The organism is Nocardiopsis sp. NPDC058631, from assembly GCF_042716955.1.
Classification (GTDB): Bacteria; Actinomycetota; Actinomycetes; order Streptosporangiales; family Streptosporangiaceae; genus Nocardiopsis.
The window spans coordinates 14772-34237 of sequence record NZ_JBHXQY010000028.1; the positions used below are offsets into that span (position 1 = coordinate 14772).

Here is a 19466-nt window from a genome sequence, read left to right on the forward strand (position 1 = left end):
AGGGAGTGAGGCAGAGTGACGAAGGTCGTGATCATCGGTGGCGGACCCGGGGGCTACGAGGCGGCCCTGGTCGCGGCGCAGCTCGGTGCGGACGTGACGGTGGTGGACCGCGACGGCATCGGCGGTGCCTGCGTCCTCACCGACTGCGTGCCCTCCAAGAGCCTCATCGCCACGTCCACCCGGACCACGTACGTGCGCGAGTCCGACAGCCTGGGCATCCACATCCCGGGCTCCGGGGACTCACCCGTCCAGGTGGACATCGACGAGGTCAACTGCCGGATCAAACGCCTGGCCCAGGCGCAGTCCGACGACACCGCCGCCCGCCTCCACAAGGAGGGCATCCAGATCGTCAGCGGCGAGGCCCGGCTGGTCGACCCCCACATCGTCGCCGTCGGCGACCAGCGCCTGCGCGCCGACGTCATCCTCATCGCCACGGGCGCCCACCCCCGTGAACTCCCCACCGCCGAGCCCGACGGCGAGCGCATCCTCACCTGGCGCCACCTCTACGACATGGAGGAGCTCCCGGAGAAGCTGATCGTGGTCGGCTCCGGTGTGACCGGTGCGGAGTTCGCCAGCGCCTACCAGTCGCTCGGCTCCGACGTCACCCTCGTCTCCTCGCGCGAGCACGTCATGCCGACCCAGGACCCCGACGCCGCCGAGGTGCTGGAGGAGGTCTTCATGCGCCGCGGCATGACCGTCCTCAACCAGACGCGGGCCGAGTCGGTCGTGCGCACCGAGAAGGGCGTCCTCGTCACCCTCTCGGACGGCCGTACCGTCGAGGGCAGCCACTGCCTGATGACGGTCGGCATGATCCCCAACACCGGCGACCTCGGGCTGGAGGAGGCCGGGGTCCGCCTGGGCCAGGGCGGGTTCGTCGAGGTCGACCGGGTCTCCCGCACCACCGTTCCCGGCGTGTACGCCGCCGGTGACTGCACAGGGGTGAACATGTTGGCGTCGGTCGCCGCCATGCAGGGCCGCATCGCCATGTGGCACGCCCTCGGCGAGGCAGTCTCCCCCCTCAAGCTGTCCACCGTCGCCTCGACGGTGTTCACCCATCCCGAGCTCGCGGCCGTGGGCGCCAGCGAGGACGACGTGCGCAGCGGCCGGATCGACGGCCGCTCGGTCACCCTGCCGCTCAACACCAACCCGCGCGCCAAGATGAACGAGGTCACGGATGGCTTCGTCAAACTGATCTGCCGTCAGCACACCGGCATCGTGTTGGGCGGCGTCATCGTCGGCCCGCGTGCCAGCGAACTCATCCTCGGCGTGTCCATCGCGGTGCAGCAGCGCCTGACGGTGGACGACCTCGCGCACACCTTCTCGGTGTACCCCTCGCTGTCGGGCAGCGTGACCGAGGCCGCCCGCTCGCTGATGCTGGCCTCGCCCGAGTAGGCTCCGATCCGCCGGGGCCGCCGCGTGCGCAAGCCCGCGGTGGACCCGGTTCCCTTAACCGTTTTTGACACGGATCAAGTAATGTCTTGACGTGATCTGTCCCAAGTGCCAAAGCACCATGCGTACGTTCGATCGTCAAGGCGTCCACATCGACCGCTGTGACGGCTGCCAGGGCATCTTCCTCGACCGGGGAGAGCTGGAGCGCATCGCGGACGGTGAGCAACGCCACTACGGCGTCGCGCCGCCCCCCGACCCCCATGTCCAGCCCCGCTCCTACCCGCCGCGGGGAGGCGGTTACCCCGACTCCCCCGGTGGCTACCGAGGGGGGTACCAGGACTCGCCTCGCGGCTACCGGGACTCGCCCCGTCCCTACCGCGGTCGCCGCAAGGGATTCCTGGAACAACTCTTCGACTAGTACAGCCGAACCATCCATGCACCCGTTGATCTGTACACACTGCGGGGAGTGGGACGAGACCCCCGACACGGGCGCGGGGGTCTCCCTGCTGCGCTGTGCCTCCTGCGGGCACACCCGGCCCTTCCTCCGCATGCCCCTTTACTGCGTCTCGGGACCGAGCGGCACCGGCAAGTCCACCATCGCCGGACTGCTGCTCGAACGCCTCCGGGACCGCTTCGTCGTGCTCGAACAGGACCTGCTGTGGGTCAGCGGCCTCCGCGACCCGGCGGGCCACCACCGCCACTTCCGGTCCACCTGGCTGCGCACCGCCGCGATGGTGCAGCAGAGCGGGCGGCCCGTCGTGCTCTGCGGGACCGTCGTGCCTCCGGAGTTCGAGCCACTGCCCGAGCGCGCCCTGTTCACCGGCATCCACTACCTGGCGCTGACCTGCGAACCCGAGACCCTGGCCGAGCGTCTGCGTGCCCGCCCGACCTGGCGCGAGTGGGACGGGGAGCGGATCGCCGACAACGCCGACTTCGCCGCCTGGGTGGCCGCCGAGGCCGCCCGCCTCGAACCGCCCGTGACCCTGGTCGACACCACGCACGCGGCCCCCGCCGACACCGCGGACGCCGTGTGCCGGTGGATCGGGGACCTGCACGCGGCCGAGACCGCCGGACGCTGAGGCGCGTCACCGGTCCTTGAAGTAGCGGAACAGATGCCTCTCCCGCACCAGCGAGACCGCCACCGCGGCTCCCGCGAGTGCGGCGAGCGCCGCGGCCGCGGGCCCGCGCGCGTCGACCATCACCGCGTCCCACGGGTCGGCGGGGTTGCCGAGGTGCGCGGCCACCACCAGGGAGCAGAGCGCCGGCACCAGCCCCGCCAGCGCCCACACGGCGGTCTCCAGGACCGCTCCCGCCAGGAGGGACCCCCGGGCCACGCCCACGTGCAGCGCACCGGCCAGCTCCAGTCGGCGCAGCCGTACCGAGACGAAGCCCAGCACCAGGCCGGCCAGGGCCGCCGCGGGCAGCGCGAACCGGGTGGGCCGCTCGGCGAACTCCGCCGACCCGTCGAAGGCGGCGCCCAGGGTCGAGTTGAGCTGGCCCTGGGTGACGGACAGGCCAGGGGCCGCCCCGGGGCGCACCGCCCACCGGAGCAATTCGTCCGCCCCGTCCGTCGGCGGGCGCACGTCCGCCCAGCACTGGTCGAACACCCCGGCCGCGGGCTCGGGCACGAGGACGGCGTAGCCGAGGCGGCTGTCGCGCCCGTCGTCGGGGTAGTCGAACACCCCCGCCAGGGTCACCGGCCCGGCGTCGGTCTCCACAACCTGCCCCGGGCCCGCCCTCAGGGTCTCCGCGGTCCGGGAGGACACCCACACCCCCGACGCCGACTCCGCGCGCACCCCCAGCACCGCGGCCATTCCCGGCGTGACCCGGTAGGCGGGCAGCCGGTTGTCGGGCATGGCGGCGAGCAGAAGGGTGCCGTCCTCGGCCAGAGCCCCGGAGGAGGCGACCCCGGGGACACCTTCGAGGGCGTCGCAGGCGTTGCCGTCGACGTTCGCGGCGACGCTCAGCACCCGGACCGAGGCGCCCGCTGCGACGAACTCGGCCGCGCGCTGGTGCAGAGCCACGACCGCGCGCGCGTCGGCGACCGCCAGGCTCCCCACGATTGCGGCGAAGGAGAGGCCGAACAGGGCTGCGCGGGAGGTGCCGGAGCGCAGGTTGCGCCACACCTCGCCGAGGAGTTCACGGCCGTTCATCCTCCACCGCCCCGAACGGCGGGTGGGAGGACCGCCGTGGTCGGCGGCACTGTCCTGCGGTGAGTTCTCACGAGTTCTTCCCTGATCTGGTCGTGGAGGGCGCCGCCCCGGGGCCGGTGGGCGGTGACCGGAGGCGCTATCCTGGCCGCAGCGGGACCGGGCGAGTGCGTTTCGCCCGGTCCCGTTCCGTGCGCCGCGTCGGACCGCCACGGGGTCCCCGGGCCTACGGGCACCGCCGTTCAGCGGACGGTGCGGACCTGGTCCTGGAGGTCGATGACGTGCGTGCAGGCGTCCCGGGTGTGCGGGTCGTGGGTGGCGATGACGACGATGGTCCGCTCCCGGGCGATCGCACCGAGCGTGGCGTTGACCGTCTCCGCGGTGCGCAGGTCCAGCTGCGCCGTCGGCTCGTCCACCAGGAGCAGGTCGGGGGCGGAGCACACGGCGCGGGCGAGCATGAGCCGCTGTGCCTCACCGCCGGACAGCTGGCGGAACGGCCGGTCGGCGACGGTGTCCAGCCGGAAGTCGCCCAGGACCTCGCGGGCGCGCTCCTCGGCCTCGCCACGCCGTCGGCCCCGGGCCAGCAACGGGAGCGTCACGTGGTCCAAGGCGGTGCGTCCCGGAACACCGTAGGGGTTCTGGAACACCCAGCCGGTGCGTTCCACCCCGGTCGTTTCGACACTCCCGGCGGTGGCCTCCACCCACCCCGCCAGGATCGAGAGCAGCGTGGACTTGCCGCAGCCGGACGGTCCGCACAATCCGGTGATCCGTCCTGGTTCAAGGGTGAAGGAGAGGTCCTCGAACAGCATCGGGTCGTCCCCGAAGCGGTGTCCCAGGCCGCTGGCCCTCACACTCCTCGTGTTCACGCGCCCCCCTCACAGGACTCCCGGGCCAGGGCGGAACCCAGGTCGACCTTGTCGGGCAGACCCGCGCCGTCCTCCACGGGAACGACGACGGAGCTGCCGACGCCCGAGCCGATGATCCGCACCGCGTAGAGGGAGCTGCCCGAGCGCAGGCAGCCCGTGTCACCGGAGACGCCGAACAGCGCGCCGGGCGGGACCCGCGAGGCGTCCACGTGCTCGTTGAGCGCCACTGAGCCGGTGAGGGGTTCGCCCTCGCCCGCCACGGCCGCCCGCGCCTCGGGCGTGTCCGCGAGCTCGCGCAGGAAGTCGGGGTCCTCGGCCACCCCCTCCTCGTCGATCGGTCCGGTGACCCCGGCGACGGTGAGCCGCCGGTCGCCGGGCACGTCCAGGTCGGGGACCGAACTGAGGCGTGCCCCCTCCAGCGCGCCGGGCACGCTGGCGAAGGAGCCGCCCGCGGACGCCGCGGAGCCGGGCGCGGCCTTGCACTCCTCGAAGGTCACCTTGGAGGAAGGTATCCAGACCACGTCGGCGAGCTCCACGGAGCCGCTGGGGTTCCTCACCCCCGCGTCCAGTTGGAGTTCGCGGACGGCCTGGTAGGTCTGCCACCCGTACACCCCGTCGACCGCCACCGGGTGGTCGAGCCGGCCCAGCTCCTTCTGGAGCGCCCGCACGTCGCCTCCGCGCGTCCCCCGGCGGAGGTCGCGGTACAGGGGCATGGACGTGGCCAGGGCGATGACCGGCCGGTCGTTCACGCGGGCGGCCTCCTCACCCGACGACAGGGTCGCCCCGTCCACGCACGCGGACGCCGTGACCCGGCCGGTCCCGCCGAAGGCGAGGTCGAGGGTGGGCGAGGTCGTGAGTTCGACCTCGACGCTGTGTGCGTCGTCGAAGGGTTCGTGGAGGACCGGTGCGCTGTCGATGTCCGTCGCGGCGGCGAGGTCGGCGGGCGGGTCTGCGGGACGGAGCAGGAATCCGGCGGTGCCTCCGGCGGCGAGCAGGAGCACCGCGGACAGCAGCACCATCCCACTGGGACGAGTCTTCACGTGCGTTTCCCGTGGTCGGCCCGCGGACCGGGGACGGTCCGCGGGAACGGAAGAGGTGTGGAGGCGCGTGGGAGGATCACTAGCCCACGCTGCCGTTGTCGCCTCCGGAGTCGTGCTGCAGACCGGCTTCGGACATGCAGTCGGCGAACGCCTCGCTCTCCACGTCGACGGAGGCCTCCTCGGGCGGGGACATCATGTCGGTGCCCAACTGCTCGACGGTGTAGGACTCCGGGGCCAGTCCCTCGTCGACGAGGCAGTCCACGACGGTGTCGCCCTCGGGGCCGAGGTCGGCCGCTCCGCCGGCGTTGGACTCCTCGGACACACCATTGTCACCCTGGGTGGTGGAATCCGTTTCGTCGACGGACACGGATCCACCCGGTTCGGAGGTGTCGCCCCCCGCCGCGCAACCGCCGGCGACCACTACCGCGGCAGCCGCGCAGAGGAGCGGAAGGACAATGTAATTCTGATTGTTTTTCATGTTTTCCTCGTTTTCGTCAGCCCGTGGATATGGCGAATCCCGCCATATAGAGACACAGGTTGGTTGCTTCGTCGGAAGGGTCGAACGGGGCGTCGGAGAAAGCGTCCTCCAGATCCTCGTCGAACTCGTCCGGCGTGTAGGAGTCCGGCTCGATGAGGCCCTTGTCCTCCAGGCACTGGATCGCGGCCTGACGCGGATCCTCGATGCCCTCGGGGTTGCCGAGCTGGAGCGAGTAGGCGCTCTCGATCAGCAGGATCGTGCCCTCGGCGCAGTCGGCGCTGGTCTCCATGTGGGCGTTGTTCGCCTCCTCGTATGCTTCCTGGTCCTGCGGGTCGGCGTCCACCTCCCACTCGGTCAGCTGGTAGAGCCCGTTGGGAAGCTTGGTGTAGGTCTCCCGCAGGCCCGCCGCGTCGGCGCACTCCGTGTACCTGTTGAACGCCTCCTCGTAGTCCTCCTGGGTGATGCCGCCGTCCTCGATGGCGCGGTCGAACACCTCCTGCTCGAAGTCGGTGCCCGCCCTCTCGCGGAGGCTCTCGAACTCGGTGAGCAGGCCGGGGCCCAGCGGGCTCTCGGTCTCCCCGCCCCCGCCCGAGCAGGCGGAGAGGGCGAGCGTGAGTAACAGTGCGCCGCGGAGGGCGCGCGCGGTCGTGGTCGACGCCATGGTGGTCAGCGGTTCCCTTCGGTCTTCCCGCCGTCCACGGCGGCCGCTCGGGGGCGGGACCGGGCGAGTGCGTTTCGCCCGGTCCCGCCGTTCAGCGGAGACTCAGTCCGTGGACCGGTCGGGTGTTAGCGGAAGGCGTATCCGGCCACACGGGGGTAGGAGCCGTAGCTGTCCGCCGCGCGGGCGCTGGAGCTGTGCGTGGTCCACCCGGTGGCGGCCGAGTAGTTGCCGTGGGTCGCCCAGGAGCGGCCCTGGTAGCTGCAGTCGGCGGTGTTGGTGCGGCCCCACGAGTAAGACGGGCCGATGGTGGCGGCGCCCCAGCGGCACGCCGCCTCGGCGGGGGTGGCCGTCGCGACGGTGGAGACGAGTCCGCCGCCCATCAGCAGGGTGAAGGCGAACAGCACACCGGCCATCCGCGCCCCCATTCGGGGGCGCGAAATGCCCGAACTTGTCTGGTTCGACATGTTTTTTTCCTTTTGAGTTAAAGTGATTATTCGCAGCGCTGCATTTCGTTTATACCCCAGCCCAACCGCGAATCCAATGTGGTTGTGTGCCCACTTGTGTCCGGCTACGGAAAGTCAGTTCGGACAGTGATCTCCGGATGGTCTCCGCGGAGGCCGTTACACACGGTCATCATGGCTCCGGGTAGTCGTGGCGACCTTGCGCGGAACTCCATCCTCATTACTGGGAGTAGTGGTTCTGGCCGGATGCGGTCGGTACGCCCGGCGGTCGAACGGCAACCCGGCCGGTGTCAGGACCAGGGCGAGGAGGACGGACGCGCCCAGCACCCCGGCCAGGCACGCGGCCAGCAGCGGCCAGGGCACGACCAGGGGCCACGTGGGGTTGGCGAAGCCCGCCCTGTAGGTCTCGGCGGCCACGCGCGCCGCGCCGACGCAGACCCCCGCGGCCGCCCCCCAGACCACGCCGACCGCCGCCACGACGCCGCTCTGGGCGGCACCCAGCCGTCGTCCGGTGCCCGGATCGGCCCCGACGGTCACCAGGACCACCGCGTCCCGCCGGGAGTCCGCCGCGGCCAGCCGGACCGACACCAGGCAGGCTCCCGTCGCGACCACCGCGGCCAGCCCCAGCATCAGGGCCATCTGTCGCGTCCGGGGGGAGGAGTACGGACTCTCCACGGACAGGTCGGCCCCCGCCGCCTCGCGCACGGCCGCGCGGGCGCGGTCGGCCTCCGACTCGGAAGGGGCGCGGGAGACCGGGCCCACCATCCCCACGGCGGTCGCCCCCAGGTCCCACTCCCGTGTCAACGCCGGGGGGACGATCAGCTCGTACTGGGCACTCGGCCAGTCCACGGCGGTGGCGGGCACCTCCAGGACCCGGCCCTCGTACCCGGTTCCCGGGCCGTCCGGCACATCGCCCTCGCGCATCCAGGCGAACTCCACGCGCGCGTTGCCGTCCGACCACAGATCGAGGTCGCGCGTCACGACCACACGACCCGCCTCCAGCGCCCGAGCCGCCTCCTCGGCGCCCGGTAGGTCCAGGGCCCGCACGAGGGTGCCGTCGTCGACCAGCGGGTTGATCCCGCCCTCGGTCTCCCACCAGGACAGACGGTTCTGGTCGCCGTTCTGCTTCATCGGCGCGCAGTCGGGTGAGTCCAGCGGCACCTCGTCCGGCACGGGTTCGGTCCGGATGCTCACCGGCGGCCACACCGCCCAGTCGGGGCAGGGCTGCCCGGGGTCGGGCAGGGGGTGCACCCACAGCGGGGTCTGCGCCATCAGGACGGTGACCGGGGAGCGCACGGGCAGGTGCTCCGTGAGGGCCGACGCCGTGTCGTCCGCGTCGTCCGCGCCGACAGGGCCGGGGAAGTGCACCAGGACGCTCCCCGTCGCGGCACGCGGGTGGTGCTCGGACCCCTCGAAGGCCACCGCCGACGCCGTCGTGACGGCCACCGCCACGAGGAGGGCCACCGCGGAGGCGACCACGGTGACCGCCGCCGTCGTGCGCTCCCGGTGGCGTCCCGCGTCCCGCAGCGCCAGCCTCCACGCCAGCGGAAGGCGGCCGGCGGCCCCGGTGAGCGCTCCGACACCCGTCGGAGCCCACAGCACCGCGCCGAGGGCCGAGGCCACGGCACCGGGCACGAACAGGTCCGCGCGGGGCAGGACGAAACCGCCCCCGACCAGGAGTGTGCCCGACAGGAGGAGGAGGGCGGACAGCACGGCGCGGCCCCAGCCCCGTCCGCGCGGGTCGGACGGGCGCTCCGCCAGCACCGCCGCCGGATCGGTCCGCCCCGCGCGCAGGGCGGGAGGGAGGGCCGCCACCAGGGACACGAGGACACCCAGCCCCAGGAGCAGAGCCGCGTCGCCGGGCGGAAGGACCAGTTCGGGGTACTGGGCGTCACCGCGCGACCGCAACACCGCCGCCACCGCCCACGCGCCTGCGACGCCGAGGGCCGCGCCGACCGCCCCGCCGACCACCCCGACGGCCAGGGCTCCGCAGAGCACGATCCCGCGCAGCGTCCGGGAGTCTGCCCCCTGGGCCGCGACCAGGGCCAGCGTGTGCTCCTCGCGCCTGGCGCGCACCGCGAACGCCGGTCCGACGATCAGGCAGGCCAGCAGGGAGGCACCCGCCACGAACCCCGCGTACGGGGCCAGCGAGTCGGGCCGGTCGGCCGACGGGCGCGCGGAGTGCAGGGGGACCGCGGAGTCAGGAGGAGGCGCCGCCACCACGTCCCGGCTCACCACGGAGGAGCCCGCCTCGTTGATCCGGAGTACGTCGTCCCAGGTGATCGGGGTTTCTCCGGTGACGAACCAGACGGCGGAGGCGGTGGGCGAATCCAGATCGCCCCCCGTGTCCACCAGGGTCCCCGGGGCCAGTACGAGGTCCGCGGGATGACGGGTGGCACGGTAGGCGCCGACCACGGTCACGGACGCCGAGCCCTTCGCGCCGTCGGTCAGCTCCAGCTCCGAGCCCTCGGCGAGGTCCAGGCGGCGGGCCAGGCCGAGGCTGACCGCGACCTCGCCGGGCTCGGCCGCCCCCCGCCCCCAGACAGGGACGAACATCCCCGCGAGGGGCCCGTCCGTGGCCGCCTCCAGGGCCTCCAGAGCACCGGTCGCCCGGTCGCCCGCCGAGGCCCGGACCGCCCCGGACGCCGCGCCGACCAGCTCCGAGCCCGGCGGGAGCAGGGCCAGGAGCCGGTCCTCGTACACGTCGCGGGACGGCTTCTCCTGGGAGTCGCTGCTGGCGAGCACGACGTCCTCGCGCGGGCTCTGGGTCACCACCCCGGGCATCTGCCAGGTGATCCTCGCCTGCGCCGCCTCGCCGAGCATCATGCGGTTGAACGTCTCGGGGGAGGGAGTCGAGGAACGCAGCAGGACGTCGGCGGCCAGGGCACCGCCGACCACGAGGGCGATGACGACCGCGACGAGGAGGGTCGAGCCCCGGTGGCGCAGGGCGTCGCGGCGCGCGAGGCGCAGTGCCGCGCGCCACCGCGCGGTGGGGGGCGCCCTCATCGGCCCTCCCCGTCCGACACGGGTCCCACCAGGGACTCCAGTCCGAGACGGCTGCCCGTGGAGGTGGTGATCCGGCCGTCGCGCAGGAACACGGTCCGGTCGGCCCAGGCGGCGTAGCGGGAGTCGTGGGTGACCATCAGCCCGGCGGCGCCCCGGTCCACCCGCTCACGGATGACCGCCACGACCTCCTCACCGGAGGCGGAGTCGAGCGCGCCCGTGGGCTCGTCGGCCAGGAGCAGGCTTCGGGGCCCGACCAGCGCGCGGGCGACGGCCACCCTCTGGCGCTGGCCCCCCGACATGTGCTCGGGGAAGCGGTCGTCGACACCGGCCAGGCCGACCTCGGCCAGGGCGGCGCGGGCCTCGCGCCGGGCGGCGCGGGTGGACGTCCCGTCCAGTTCCAGGGGGAGCGCGACGTTCTCGGCTGCGGTGAGCGAGGGGATGAGGTTGAACTCCTGGAACACGTAGCCGATCCGGCGGCGGCGGAGCCGGGCCCTGCCCCGCCCGTCGAGGGAGGCGAGGTCCCGCCCTCCGACCTCCACCCGCCCCTCGGTGGGGGAGTCGAGTCCTCCCGCGAGGGTGAGCAGCGTTGACTTGCCCGATCCGGAGGGGCCCATCACCGCGACGAGCTCTCCGGGCGAGACCGACAGGTCGACGCGGGTGAGCGCCACGACCGCCGTCTCCCCGTGGCCGTGGACCCGGCCGGCGCCGAGCAGAAGGAGTTCGGGGCCGGTTCCGCTCATGCGCGCACCTCCGGAGTGCGGTCGGGGCTCGGGGCGGGGGGCCCGGAGGGCGCGGGGGAGGCGGACCCGCGCCGTCCCGCCGCGCGGGAGAGGCGGGCCTCGACGTGGTCCAGCCACTGCATCTCGGCCTGGGCGGCGAAGATCAGCGCGTCCAGGACCAGATGCCACGCGAGGTCCTCGTCGGGTTCCGCCTCCTCCGCCGCGCGGTGGCCCCCGGTCCGTTTGAGCCGTGTGTAGTCCTGGAGGCCGCGCAGGGTCTCGGCCCGCTGGGCGTCCACCAGGGCGTCGACGTCCACGCCGGGGGTGGTGACGGCGAGGGCGAGTTTGAGCGCGAGTTCGTCACGGGCGGGAGCGCCGCGCGTGACGGGGCTGCGCCACCACGACTCGACCTCGTCGTGTCCTGGGCCGGTGAGGACGTAGCGCTCGGGGGCTTCCGCGGCACCGTCGCGCACGGCGGTGATCAGGCCGTCCCGCTCCAGGCGTTGCAGGGTGGTGTAGGCCTGCCCGATGTTGAGCGGCCACGTGCCCCCGGTGCGGGCCTCGAACTCGGCGCGCAGCTGGTACCCGTGCTTGGGGCCGTGGGAGAGCAGGGCGAGGAAACCCTGGCGAACGGACATGATCGACACCTACTTACTCGGTAACTACACAGCACAATAGTTACCGGGTAACTACCCCGCCAGGGGTTGGCCCGATCCGGCCACGCGAAAGACCCCGGGCGATGCCCGGGGTCCTCGGTACCGCACGCGTCGTGCGACGCGGACGGGTCAGAAGTCGAAGCCTCCGAAGTCGCCCATGTCGCCGCCTCCGCCGAAGTCCCCGCCGAAGTCGTCTCCGCCGCCCATGTCGCCCTCGGACGCCACGTCTCCGCCGCCCATGCCCATGCCCATACCCATGCCCATCATCGACCCCATCATGGAGCCCATCATCATGCCGGTGAACATGCCCATCATCATGTCCGTGCCGAAGTAGCCGCCGGCGTAGGGGGAGTAGGCCGGGCCTGCGTCGTAGTACGGACGGCGCTCGCCGTCGACCTCGACCAGGCGCACGTCGGGCTGACCACCCGTGCGCACCGCCTGGGCGCAGGCGGCGCACGCGGTGACCTCGCGGGGCGCGCCGCCGGGCGGGGCCCAGGTGACGTCCTCCACGGAGGGACCGTGCTGCGGGTTGAAGAAGCAGGGGCCGCGCCGCGCGGGCACCGGGTCGCCGTTCATGCGGGCCCGGGTCGCGGACATGTAGTAGCGGCCGTCCTCCAGGGCGCTGGTGACCATCCGGACCTGCTCGGGCTCCTGGATGGTGTCCAGCAGCGTCTTGGCCTGGTCGTAGGCGTCCATGGCCTGCGAGTAGTCGTTGCGGGTGGCGTCGTCGACCTTGGACACGTCGATCTCCAGGCGGGAGACGTCCTCGCCCAGCCGGACGACGTCCTCGGTCGCCATCTGCTTGATCTCCTGGAGCTGCTTGGCCTTCTCGGCTGCGCGCTTCTTGCGGCTGTTGTAGACGAAGAAGCCGCCCGCGGCAACGACCAGGAGGAGCACGCCGAGCAGGACCAGGCCCGAGGTGGCGCCGGCCGCCTCGGAGGCCTCCAGCTCGGCCGCCGCGTCGGGGACGGCGGCCAGGGTGTCGACCTGGTTGCCCCCGCCCTCCCGGACGGCGATCTCCCGGATGCCCTCGGTGTCCTCGATGTCGGGGGAGAGGACCAGGAAGTCCTGGTTGCCGGCGAAGACGGCGTAGGCGCCGTCGCCGACCTCGTCCATGACCGGGTCCATGAGGGTGTCGAGACCGGTCTGGGAGGCGACCGCGTCCGACGGCAGGATCACGTAGTAGACGGGGATCTCCGAGTCCGCGGAGGCCGCCTCCAGGGCGCCCTCCTCGGCTGAGGGGATCGCGTCGATGCTCGGGTCGATGAAGACGCCGTCGCCCTCAAGCTCCTCGACGACGGCCTGGGACTCTGGTAGCTCCGGCTGGGCGTCGGCCGAGGCGGGCACCACCGAGGCGCTCACCACCGCCGCCGCGATACCGGCGGTCAGCACTGCGGGTGTTACCAAGCGGCGCAACATGTCGTTCCTCTCGCCTTCCTCACTGACTCGGACGAACGAGGATCCCCCACAGTTCCCGCTGTGCCCGTTCTCACCAGACTATGCGTGCCCCGGTACGCGGCGGGGCCCGCCGGAGATTTCCGGCGGGCCCGGTCGCGGGGAGGTGGGACGTCAGCCCTTGGCGGAGGTTCCGCTCGCGGCGGTCTCCCGCTCGGCGACCGTGTCCGCTCCGTCCTCCGCGGACGCCGCGGCGGTGTCGGGGACGGCCGGCTCGTCCAGCGGCACGAAGCCGGAGGCGTCGGGGCTGGCGTCGTAGCGGGCCTGGTCCAGGATGCCCTCGCGCTTGGCGACGATGGTCGGGACCAGCGCCTGGCCGGCGACGTTGACCGCGGTGCGGCCCATGTCCAGGATCGGGTCGACGGCCAGCAGCAGGCCGACGCCCTCCAGGGGCAGGCCCAGCGTGGACAGGGTCAGGGTCAGCATGACGGTCGCGCCGGTGGTCCCGGCGGTCGCGGCGGAGCCGATGACCGAGACGAACACGATCAGCAGGTAGTCGGTGACGCCGAGGTCCACCCCGAAGAACTGGGCGATGAAGATCGCCGAGATCGCCGGGTAGATCGCGGCGCAGCCGTCCATCTTGGTGGTGGCGCCGAACGGGACCGCGAACGCGGAGTAGTAGCGCGGAACGCCCAGGTTCTGCTCGGTGACGCGCTGCGTGACGGGCATGGTGCCCATGGACGATCGGGACACGAAGGCGAGCTGGACGGCGGGCCAGACACCGCTGAAGTACTTCGCCGGGGACAGGCCGTTGAGCCGGGTGATCACCGGGTAGACGACGAACAGCACCAGGGCGAGGCCGATGTAGATGGTGAGCGTGAACTTGCCGAGGGCGCCGATGGTGGTCCAGCCGTAGCTGTACACGGCGTTGCCCAGCAGGCCGACGGTGCCGATCGGGGCCAGGCGGATGACCCACCACAGGGCCTTGAGCACGACCTCCAGGGCGGAGGAGGTGAAGTTGATGAACGGCTCCGCCGCCTTGCCGACCTTGACGGCCGCGATGCCCAGGACGATCGCGATGACGATCAGCTGGAGGACGTTGAAGCCCAGCGAGGTGCTGATGGTGCCGTCGTCGGCGGTGGAGGTGTTCGCGGCCAGGCCGAGGAAGTTGGCGGGGACGATGCTCTCGATGAACGCCATCCAGGAGCCGGTGCCGGAGGGGTCGCCCGCGCTGGAGGCGTCGACCGCGCTGTTGAGGCCCGGCCGGATGGTCAGGCCGAGGACGATGGCGATGGCCACCGCGATCAGGGCGGTGATGGCGAACCACAGCAGGGTCCTCCAGGCCAGCCGCGCGGCGTTGGTGACGTTGCGCAGGTTGGCGATGGAGGAGATGACGGCGAGGACGATCAGCGGCGGGACGATCGTCTGGAGCAGGGTGACGAAGGTCGAGCCGATGGTCTGGAGGGTGACGGCGAGCCAGTTCGGGTCGCCCTCCTCACCGACGGGGCCGATCTGGAAGGCGACGACGCCGAGGACGATACCGAGGACCAGGCCGAGGAGGACCTGGGCCGCGAAGGGGAAACGGAAGCCTCTGCGCTTCGTGGGCGCGTCGGTGCTCTGTGCGGACACGGGATGTGACTCCAGGTGGTGAAGGCAGCCGGAGGCGCGCACGACGACGCGGTCGGCGTCGTGGGGCGTGGATCCGGCTCGGGGAAGGGCGGGATCACCAGGGGCTGGTGACGGGAGGGGAGGGGTGGAGCGGCGCGCTGCCCGGACGGGCGCGCGTGGACCTAGCTACACGCCTGACAGCCGCGACGGCACAGGTCGATGTGCCACCGTCGTGTCAGTCCCCAGATGTTCGTCACGATCAAGGACAATAGCCTCGATCCCTTACTTATTCCATACATGGGTGTCGACGTCTTGCTGTCCCAGAGGCCACACTGTCGACACCGTGGGCTTTTCGGGGCAGCCGTTCCACCCGGATGGGGCGAGGATCACGTGCCGACGCCGGGTCCGGGGAACAATCCCCGGAAAACACCATGACGGAGTGACAGCGATGGCTACCGTGGGCGACGAGAACGATCCGACGACCGGAGGCAGCGACATGTCTGTTCCAACCGTGGCCGAGCGCCCGGTCTCCGAATTCGGCGAGGTGACGATCCCGAGGCCCCCTCAGCAGGGTTTCACCGCCGACGACCTGGACCGCATTCCGGATCTTCCGCCGCACACCGAACTCATCGACGGAAGCCTGGTACTGGTGAGCCCCCAGAAGCGCTTTCACATGTTCGTGCTCAAACTGCTCGAACAGCAGTTGGACGCCCAGATCTCCGAGGACATGGTGACGTACCGGGAGATGACGGTCAGGCTCGCCAAGCGGCAGCGGCCCGAACCGGATCTCATGCTCGTCCGCGAAGGCGACGGGCAGGGGATCCACGACACCTGGATCGAACCGCAGCTGGTCGCGTTGGCGGTCGAGGTGATCTCTCCGGAGTCCGAGGTGCGTGATCACGAGCGCAAGCCACAGCTCTACGCGGAGGCGGGAATCCCGCACTTCTGGCTCGTCGAGGAGGAGGGCGACATGGAAGCGGTGGTGTACGCCTACGAACTCGATCCGGTCAACAAGAAGTACGGCAATCTGACCGTGCACCGGGAGCGGCTCAAGACCAGCGCGCCGTGCGACCTCGACATCGACCTGACCGACGTCGCCCGTGCCGGGAGGAGGAGCCCGACCCGGCGTGACGCATGAGGGAGGCGCCGGCCACCGGCGCCTCCCCGAGCGGCCGGACCCTACGCGTCCTTGATCTCGCAGACCACCGCGCCGTTGCCCACGGTCTCCCCGGCGGCGATCTTCAGGCCGGTGACCACGCCCGCCCGGTGCGCGCTCAGCGGCTGCTCCATCTTCATGGCCTCGATCACGACCACCGTCTCGCCCTCGGCCACGCTCTGCCCCTCCCGCGCGACGACCTTGACCACGGTCCCCTGCATCGGTGACACCAGGGAGTCCCCGCTCGCGGCGGCGGTACCCGCGCCGCCCTTGCGCGAGGCGCGCTTCCTGCGGGTGTCGCCGCCGGAGGTCGGAGCGGCGGCGGCGCCCAGCCCGGCGGGCAGCACCACGTCGATCCGCTTGCCGCCCACCTCGACGGTGACCGTCTCGCGCTCCGGTGCCCCCGCCTCGCCGGGGGTGCCCGACCACGGCTCGATCGTGTTGTCGAACTCGGTCTCGATCCACCGGGTGTACACCCCGAACGGCTGCTCGGGGTCGGCGGGTGCGAACGCCTCGTCGACCACGACCGCCTGGTGGAACGGGATCACCGTGGGCATCCCGCCCACCTCGAACTCGGCCAGCGCCCGCCGCGACCGCGCCAGCGCCTCGGCACGGGTCCGCCCGGACACGATGAGCTTGGCGACCATGGAGTCGAAGGCCTGGGGGACGGTGAACCCGGCCTCGCAGCCGGTGTCGACCCGTACGCCCGGCCCCCCGGGCAGCCGCAGGTCGGTGATGGTGCCGGGGGCCGGCATGAAGCCCCGGCCGGCGTCCTCGGCGTTGATGCGGAACTCGAAGGAGTGGCCGCGCACCTGCGGGTCGCCAAAACCCAGCGCCTCCCCGTCCGCGACGCGGAACATCTCCCGGACCAGGTCGATCCCGGTGACCTCCTCGGTCACCGGGTGCTCCACCTGCAGGCGCGTGTTGACCTCCAGGAAGGAGATGGTGCCGTCCACGCCCACCAGGAACTCGCACGTGCCCGCGCCCACGTACCCCGCCTCGGCCAGGATCGCCTTGGACGCGGCGTAGAGCTGCTCGGTCTGCGCCGCGCTCAGGAACGGGGCGGGGGCCTCCTCCACCAGCTTCTGGTGGCGGCGCTGGAGCGAGCAGTCGCGGGTGGACACGACCACGACGTTGCCGTGGGTGTCGGCCAGGCACTGGGTCTCCACGTGCCGGGGCCTGTCCAGGTAGCGCTCCACGAAGCACTCGCCCCGCCCGAACGCGGTGACGGCCTCGCGCACCGCGGACTCGTAGGCGTCGGGCACCTCCTCCAGGGTGTGGGCGACCTTGAGTCCGCGCCCGCCGCCGCCGAACGCGGCCTTGATCGCGATGGGCAGCCCGTGCTCGGTGGCGAAGGCCACGACCTCGTCGGCCGACTCCACCGGGTCGGGGGTGCCCGCGACCAGGGGGGCGCCGACCTTCTGCGCGATGTGGCGGGCCTGGACCTTGTCGCCCAGGGCGGTGATCGCGGACGGGGGCGGGCCGATCCAGGTGAGCCCGGCGTCGATGACGGCCTGGGCGAAGTCGGTGTTCTCGGCCAGGAACCCGTAGCCGGGGTGGACGGCGTCGGCGCCCGAGGACGCCGCCACGGCCAGGAGCTTGGCGATGTCCAGGTAGGAGTCGGCGGGGGTCGATCCGCCCAGGGAGTGGGCCTCGTCGGCGAGCTTGACGTGGAGCGCGTCCAGGTCGGGCTCGGCGTAGACGGCGACGCTGGCCAGCCCGGCGTCGGAGCAGGCGCGGGCGATGCGCACGGCGATCTCGCCGCGGTTGGCGATCAGTACTTTACGCACGGTGGGAAGTCCTTCTGCTGTGGCGTGGGGCGGAGGAGCACCGGCCGCTCCCTGCGACGTCTGGGTGGTGGTGGAGCACGGAGGACGTCACCTCGTGCTCAGGCGCCAGGCGCCGGGCCCGGGGCGCAGCGGGGCGCGCAAGCCCCGGGAGCGGTCCCCCCACCCCGAGGGGCGCGGGGTCTCCTCGGGCGCGTCGGCGGCGGCGCGGGCGGCGTTGACCCGTGCGGTGAGGACCGCGGTGAGGACCGCGACCTCCTCGGCGGTCGGCTCGCCCCGGACGACGACCAGGTGCGGGGCCGGGTGCGGCGCCTTCCTCGGCGCGCTCACAGCGGGATGTTCCCGTGCTTCTTGGGCGGCAGCTGCTTGCGTTTGTTCCGCAGCGCCCTGAGGGCCTTGGAGATCTGGTCCCGTGTCTCGGACGGCATGATGACGCCGTCCACGTACCCGCGCTCCGCGGCGGAGAAGGGGTTGAGCAGGGTGTCCTCGTACTCGCCGACGAGACGGGCGCGTTCGGCCTCGGCGTCGTCGGCGGCGGCGAGGGTGCGCCGGTGCAGGATGTTCACCGCGCCCTGGGCGCCCATGACCGCGATCTGGGCGGTGGGCCACGCCAGGTTGACGTCCGCGCCCAGGTGCTTGGAGCCCATGACGTCGTAGGCGCCGCCGAAGGCCTTGCGGGTGATCACGGTGATCAGCGGCACGGTGGCCTCGGCGTAGGCGTACAGCAGTTTGGCGCCGCGCCGGATGATGCCGTCCCACTCCTGGTCGGTGCCGGGCAGGAAGCCGGGCACGTCCACGAAGGTGAGGACGGGGACGTTGAAGGCGTCGCAGGTGCGCACGAAGCGCGCGGCCTTCTCCGAGGCGTCGATGTCCAGGCAGCCCGCGAAGCTCATGGGCTGGTTGGCGACGATGCCGACGGAGCGGCCGTCCACGCGGCCGAAGCCCACCACGATGTTGGTGGCGAACTGGGCGTGGACCTCCAGGAAGTCGCTGTCGTCCAGGACGGCCTCCACGACGGTCCTGATGTCGTACGGCTGGTTGGCCGAGTCCGGGATGAAGGTGTCCAGGGCCAGGTCGGTGTCGGTGACCCCGTCGCCCCGGTCCTCCTCGGGCGCCAGGAGCGGCGCCTCCTCCAGGTTGTTGTCGGGCAGGTGCGAGAGCAGGGTCCGGACGTAGTCGATGGCGTCCTGCTCGTCGGCGCCCATGTAGTGCGCCACACCCGACTTGGTGTTGTGGGTGCGCGCGCCGCCCAGCTCCTCCATGGAGACGTCCTCGCCGGTGACGGTCTTGATGACGTCGGGCCCGGTGATGAACATCTGCGAGGTCTGGTCGACCATCACCACGAAGTCGGTGAGGGCGGGGGAGTAGACGTGTCCGCCCGCCGCGGCACCCATGATGAGGGAGATCTGCGGGATGACGCCCGAGGCGTGGGTGTTGCGCTTGAAGATCTCCGCGTACAGGCCCAGCGCGACGACGCCCTCCTGGATGCGCGCGCCGCCGCCCTCGTTGATGCCCACGACGGGGCAGCCGTTGGTGAGGGCGTGGTCGAGGACCTTGACGATCTTCTCGCCGTAGACCTCGCCGAGAGAGCCCCCGAAGACGGTGACGTCCTGGCTGAAGACGGCCACGGGGCGCCCGTCCACGGTGCCGTGCCCGGTGACGACACCGTCGCCGTAGGGGCGGTTGCCCTCCAGCCCGAAGCTCGTGGAGCGGTGGCGGGCCAGGGCGTCGAACTCCACGAACGACCCCGGGTCGAGGAGCGCGTCGATCCGCTCGCGGGCCGTCATCTTGCCTTTGGCGTGCTGTTTCTCAACGGCTCGCGCGGACCCGGCGTGGACGGCTTCGTACCGGCGTCGTTGCAGGTCGGCGAGCTTGCCAGCGGTCGTGTGGATGTCGATCTCGTCCGCGGACAGCGGTTCTGGGGCTTCGGTGGCCATAACTACGCAGGTTAACCGCGAGCGTGCCGAACGGGGGCACGCGGCCCTGGTTACTCGCCAGTAGGTGGGGTTCGGCACAGGCCCGCCCGGGCCCCTGGGGAGGGCGTGGGTCCGGCCCCCGCGACGCCGGAACGGCGTGAGTAAATGTGCCCTCTTT

Annotated in this window: 18 protein-coding genes; 4 read left to right on the forward strand and 14 right to left on the reverse strand. The window is 72.0% G+C overall.

The features are described 5' to 3' along the window. Positions 1–15: 15 nt before the first annotated feature. The 3 genes from ACFWTE_RS12045 to ACFWTE_RS12055 all read left to right on the forward strand — a co-directional run bounded on the left by ACFWTE_RS12045 (position 16) and on the right by ACFWTE_RS12055 (position 2468). Positions 16–1392 (forward strand): NAD(P)H-quinone dehydrogenase, encoded by a 1377-nt coding sequence (locus ACFWTE_RS12045; protein ID WP_378779354.1) that lies wholly within the window; start codon positions 16–18, stop codon positions 1390–1392. A 91-nt stretch (positions 1393–1483) separates the two neighbouring features. Next, positions 1484–1807, forward strand: coding sequence for a zf-TFIIB domain-containing protein (locus tag ACFWTE_RS12050; RefSeq protein ID WP_378779355.1), 324 nt, complete (start codon positions 1484–1486; stop codon positions 1805–1807). Positions 1808–1823: 16 nt separating this feature from the next. Continuing rightward, complete coding sequence (locus ACFWTE_RS12055; protein ID WP_378779356.1) at positions 1824–2468, forward strand: AAA family ATPase; 645 nt, start codon at positions 1824–1826, stop codon at positions 2466–2468. Positions 2469–2474: 6 nt separating this feature from the next. Here ACFWTE_RS12055 and ACFWTE_RS12060 read toward each other — a convergent pair whose 3' ends face one another. The 11 genes from ACFWTE_RS12060 to ACFWTE_RS12110 all read right to left on the reverse strand — a co-directional run bounded on the left by ACFWTE_RS12060 (position 2475) and on the right by ACFWTE_RS12110 (position 14450). Continuing rightward, positions 2475–3542 carry a hypothetical protein gene (locus ACFWTE_RS12060; protein WP_378779357.1) on the reverse strand — a complete coding sequence of 356 codons (1068 nt, stop codon included), beginning with the start codon at positions 3540–3542 and terminating at the stop codon, positions 2475–2477. 239 nt (positions 3543–3781) lie between these two features. Further along, positions 3782–4405: an ABC transporter ATP-binding protein gene (locus ACFWTE_RS12065; RefSeq protein WP_378779358.1), complete on the reverse strand. Its 624-nt coding sequence runs from the start codon at positions 4403–4405 to the stop codon at positions 3782–3784. Then, positions 4402–5445, reverse strand: coding sequence for a peptidoglycan-binding protein (locus ACFWTE_RS12070; RefSeq protein ID WP_378779359.1), 1044 nt, complete (start codon positions 5443–5445; stop codon positions 4402–4404). Before ACFWTE_RS12070 ends, ACFWTE_RS12065 begins: the two co-directional genes overlap by 4 nt. Before the next feature lie 79 nt (positions 5446–5524). Then, positions 5525–5812, reverse strand: coding sequence for a hypothetical protein (locus ACFWTE_RS12075; RefSeq protein WP_378779360.1), 288 nt, complete (start codon positions 5810–5812; stop codon positions 5525–5527). A gap of 127 nt (positions 5813–5939) precedes the next feature. Next, on the reverse strand, positions 5940–6584 hold the full coding sequence (locus ACFWTE_RS12080; RefSeq protein WP_378779361.1) for a hypothetical protein: 645 nt from the start codon (positions 6582–6584) through the stop codon (positions 5940–5942). 125 nt (positions 6585–6709) lie between these two features. Further along, on the reverse strand, positions 6710–7048 hold the full coding sequence (locus tag ACFWTE_RS12085; protein WP_378779362.1) for a hypothetical protein: 339 nt from the start codon (positions 7046–7048) through the stop codon (positions 6710–6712). Positions 7049–7204: 156 nt separating this feature from the next. Then, positions 7205–10051: an FtsX-like permease family protein gene (locus ACFWTE_RS12090; protein ID WP_378779363.1), complete on the reverse strand. Its 2847-nt coding sequence runs from the start codon at positions 10049–10051 to the stop codon at positions 7205–7207. Continuing rightward, positions 10048–10791, reverse strand: coding sequence for an ABC transporter ATP-binding protein (locus ACFWTE_RS12095; RefSeq protein WP_378779364.1), 744 nt, complete (start codon positions 10789–10791; stop codon positions 10048–10050). The genes ACFWTE_RS12090 and ACFWTE_RS12095 overlap by 4 nt, the downstream gene beginning before the upstream one ends. Then, positions 10788–11408 (reverse strand): PadR family transcriptional regulator, encoded by a 621-nt coding sequence (locus ACFWTE_RS12100; RefSeq protein WP_378779365.1) that lies wholly within the window; start codon positions 11406–11408, stop codon positions 10788–10790. Before ACFWTE_RS12100 ends, ACFWTE_RS12095 begins: the two co-directional genes overlap by 4 nt. Positions 11409–11555: 147 nt before the next feature. Next, positions 11556–12818 (reverse strand): chemotaxis protein CheA, encoded by a 1263-nt coding sequence (locus tag ACFWTE_RS12105; RefSeq protein WP_378779403.1) that lies wholly within the window; start codon positions 12816–12818, stop codon positions 11556–11558. 177 nt (positions 12819–12995) lie between these two features. Next, a complete protein-coding gene (locus tag ACFWTE_RS12110) occupies positions 12996–14450 on the reverse strand; it encodes a dicarboxylate/amino acid:cation symporter (RefSeq protein ID WP_378779366.1) in 1455 nt (484 codons plus the stop codon). Between the two features lie 475 nt (positions 14451–14925). Here ACFWTE_RS12110 and ACFWTE_RS12115 point away from each other — a divergent pair, with 475 nt between their 5' ends. Further along, positions 14926–15567: a Uma2 family endonuclease gene (locus ACFWTE_RS12115; RefSeq protein WP_378779367.1), complete on the forward strand. Its 642-nt coding sequence runs from the start codon at positions 14926–14928 to the stop codon at positions 15565–15567. A gap of 41 nt (positions 15568–15608) precedes the next feature. Here ACFWTE_RS12115 and ACFWTE_RS12120 read toward each other — a convergent pair whose 3' ends face one another. The 3 genes from ACFWTE_RS12120 to ACFWTE_RS12130 all read right to left on the reverse strand — a co-directional run bounded on the left by ACFWTE_RS12120 (position 15609) and on the right by ACFWTE_RS12130 (position 19309). Beyond that, positions 15609–17375 carry an acetyl/propionyl/methylcrotonyl-CoA carboxylase subunit alpha gene (locus ACFWTE_RS12120; protein ID WP_378779368.1) on the reverse strand — a complete coding sequence of 589 codons (1767 nt, stop codon included), beginning with the start codon at positions 17373–17375 and terminating at the stop codon, positions 15609–15611. 87 nt (positions 17376–17462) lie between these two features. Continuing rightward, complete coding sequence (locus ACFWTE_RS12125) at positions 17463–17702, reverse strand: acyl-CoA carboxylase subunit epsilon (RefSeq protein ID WP_378779369.1); 240 nt, start codon at positions 17700–17702, stop codon at positions 17463–17465. Next, positions 17699–19309, reverse strand: a complete 1611-nt coding sequence (locus ACFWTE_RS12130) for an acyl-CoA carboxylase subunit beta (protein ID WP_378779370.1) — start codon at positions 19307–19309, stop codon at positions 17699–17701. Before ACFWTE_RS12130 ends, ACFWTE_RS12125 begins: the two co-directional genes overlap by 4 nt. Between the last annotated feature and the right edge of the window lie 157 nt (positions 19310–19466).

What these genes read in the sequence shown, in the direction of transcription:
- ACFWTE_RS12055 (WP_378779356.1), top strand. Translation starts at nt 1,824, where the DNA reads ATGCACCCGTTGATCTGTACACACTGCGGGGAGTGGGACGAGACCCCC.
- ACFWTE_RS12060 (WP_378779357.1), bottom strand. Translation starts at nt 3,542, where the DNA reads ATGAACGGCCGTGAACTCCTCGGCGAGGTGTGGCGCAACCTGCGCTCC.
- ACFWTE_RS12080 (WP_378779361.1), bottom strand. Translation starts at nt 6,584, where the DNA reads ATGGCGTCGACCACGACCGCGCGCGCCCTCCGCGGCGCACTGTTACTC.
- ACFWTE_RS12085 (WP_378779362.1), bottom strand. Translation starts at nt 7,048, where the DNA reads ATGTCGAACCAGACAAGTTCGGGCATTTCGCGCCCCCGAATGGGGGCG.
- ACFWTE_RS12090 (WP_378779363.1), bottom strand. Translation starts at nt 10,051, where the DNA reads ATGAGGGCGCCCCCCACCGCGCGGTGGCGCGCGGCACTGCGCCTCGCG.
- ACFWTE_RS12095 (WP_378779364.1), bottom strand. Translation starts at nt 10,791, where the DNA reads ATGAGCGGAACCGGCCCCGAACTCCTTCTGCTCGGCGCCGGCCGGGTC.
- ACFWTE_RS12100 (WP_378779365.1), bottom strand. Translation starts at nt 11,408, where the DNA reads ATGTCCGTTCGCCAGGGTTTCCTCGCCCTGCTCTCCCACGGCCCCAAG.
- ACFWTE_RS12115 (WP_378779367.1), top strand. Translation starts at nt 14,926, where the DNA reads ATGTCTGTTCCAACCGTGGCCGAGCGCCCGGTCTCCGAATTCGGCGAG.
- ACFWTE_RS12130 (WP_378779370.1), bottom strand. Translation starts at nt 19,309, where the DNA reads ATGGCCACCGAAGCCCCAGAACCGCTGTCCGCGGACGAGATCGACATC.